The sequence below is a fragment of the Burkholderia sp. BCC1640 genome, from assembly GCF_902833125.1.
In the GTDB taxonomy this organism is placed as follows: Bacteria; Pseudomonadota; Gammaproteobacteria; order Burkholderiales; family Burkholderiaceae; genus Burkholderia; species Burkholderia diffusa.
Window position 1 is genome coordinate 1 of the sequence record NZ_CADFEF010000077.1, and the last position, 2,024, is coordinate 2,024.

Sequence of the window (2,024 nt, forward strand, 5' to 3'; positions counted from 1 at the left end):
ACGCAGGAGGACAACGACCCCGGAAACCCATACACTTATCCACAACCGGTCCTGCTATAGACCGGTCTCCACCCCGGCTCAAAATCCAATCGGCCCGGTGGCTCAAAATTCCGTCGGCGCGGACAATTGACCTTCTGGCAGTGTCACACTTTGACCATGACCATATCAGTGGGCTGGTAATGTTGTTGTCGAGGTTTCACATTCGTGAACTCGTGCTGCCCTACGTTCCCTTGTGGCAGCGTCTCGCAATCGTGTTTATGGCGGATGCGGCATATAGGTCTCAGCTCACGCAATTTCTAGTGAACCCGGTAGCGTTTGTCGCGGGCCTGCGGGACGTGAGCGTTGAACGCATCCTGTTCGTGCGCGGTGGCGGCGAAACACCTGAGCTGCCGGATTTTGACGATGGCGATGAGCCGGACTTTCCCAAACCAGACGAAAACCAAGACTTGCCGGAGGGCGGGCGATATCGGTGGCCAGTCACAGTTCACGTAACGGACGAGGCACCTGACGACGAGGGGGATGTTGTCAATTCAAATGACTCGCAGAAAGCGGCTCGGGCGAATATTCGCGTGCAATACATGCAACCGGGAACCGCAATCACAGTTTCTCGAGTGTGGGAGTTTGTTCCCTATAACGATAGCGAGTTGGCGCATATTGCCACGTCGCGTTTCAGGTCCGAGGTTGCGAAGCTTCGAAACAAACTTCTCCTCGCACCAAACAACCTACAGCGTCAAGATATCCTGGACCATCTAAAGGAGAAATACAAAGCGTTTGGGACGAGTGGTTTCCGTCAAAATCTCATATCCTTGTTTATGTACGCAGGGCCTCTTGTAGGGGTGAGCTCAGTTCCGTGGGGGCCAGTTTTCGTTGCGAAACGTATCCCATCAATAGAGTCATTACATCGGGTCATTTACCATCCGAAAATGCCTGCGGCGGTTCTCTATACTGGAGATGGCTTCCTGAACACGGCTCAGCGGCTGAAAAAACTACAAACCTACTTGGGGCCGGTGCGAAACAAGAATATTGTACTGCTCCAGGTGATGCATCATGGCTCTCGTTACAATTGGTTTGATGGAATTGCGGAGGAAATTAAGCCGGCTATAAGTGTATTTAGTTCAGACCCTAGGAGAAAGAAGAGCCATCCACATTCCGAAGTCGTAAAAGATTTTTTGCGGTATGGTCCTGTGCAAGTGGATACGGAAACCAGCTTGTTCGCGCGGATTGATTTTGAATGGGGGCGTTGAGAAATGTTCATGACGTGACCGTGACCACGGCAGCGCACCAACTTACTGTTGTTCAGGTGATAATGGAACCTCGGATGGGGTTCCCGTATTATTCCCATGCACGCTCAAGCATGAATTCGAACATCTCCTTGTCGTCAGAAAACTCTTCCCAGATAGGCTTGCCGACAAACTCGATAGCACAGTAGCGCTGCGTACCTGTATTGATGACGTAGAGCTCTTCGTCGCGTTGACCAAAGTAGACAAAGCGATTATCGAACGAGTCACGAAGGTCGGCATTTGCTTCGAAAATTGTCTGCCTGAACACCGCGCGCTTCTCGATAGGCCATATCGTCAATCCATTGTGGAGAACGCCGTCTGCATGGCGGAGCATCTCTTTGTAGGATGCAGGCAACGGAATTCCGAATTCCGTTGCAAAACGCCTGTCTGCCGTAGCAATCTCGCTCTCTGTACGCGCGGGGGGGCGGTTTGACTCATTGAGGTCGAGCGTCATGCTCTCGACAAGTTCAGCGATGGTCATTCAAAAATCCCTAGAAAATCGACGTTCGGCACCGGCTCAGACACATAACCCATCGCGATGTTTGGATAGACAATTGTATCTGTCGGGGGCATGGGCAGGGCGACCTCTCCGGCCTCCCCATAATTCAGCCGGTCGATGGTAAGCACTCGACCAGCACCGTAGCGTAGATCGTTGACGACGGCAGCGCGATGCTATCGGATAGGCTCGACGCGGGCAGTAGAGGGCAACGACGACGCCACGTTCCACGGTAACAACTCGTCGAT

3 protein-coding genes are annotated in these 2,024 nt (G+C 52.6%); 1 reads left to right on the forward strand and 2 read right to left on the reverse strand.

Features of this window, described 5'->3' with window-relative positions; translation table 11 throughout:
* Positions 1-212 precede the first annotated feature (212 nt).
* Positions 213-1,244: a hypothetical protein gene (locus HWX25_RS32480; RefSeq protein WP_175912669.1), complete on the forward strand. Its 1,032-nt coding sequence runs from the start codon at positions 213-215 to the stop codon at positions 1,242-1,244.
* Positions 1,245-1,332: 88 nt separating this feature from the next.
* Here HWX25_RS32480 and HWX25_RS32485 read toward each other — a convergent pair whose 3' ends face one another.
* Together HWX25_RS32485 and HWX25_RS32490 are read right to left on the reverse strand one after the other, a co-directional pair.
* Positions 1,333-1,761: a YrhA family protein gene (locus HWX25_RS32485; RefSeq protein ID WP_175912670.1), complete on the reverse strand. Its 429-nt coding sequence runs from the start codon at positions 1,759-1,761 to the stop codon at positions 1,333-1,335.
* On the reverse strand, positions 1,758-1,907 hold the full coding sequence (locus HWX25_RS32490; RefSeq protein ID WP_175912672.1) for a hypothetical protein: 150 nt from the start codon (positions 1,905-1,907) through the stop codon (positions 1,758-1,760). The genes HWX25_RS32485 and HWX25_RS32490 overlap by 4 nt, the downstream gene beginning before the upstream one ends.
* Positions 1,908-2,024 lie beyond the last annotated feature (117 nt).

Coding starts and splice junctions, on each gene's coding strand:
- HWX25_RS32485 (WP_175912670.1), bottom strand. CDS start 1,761: ATGACCATCGCTGAACTTGTCGAGAGCATGACGCTCGACCTCAATGAG.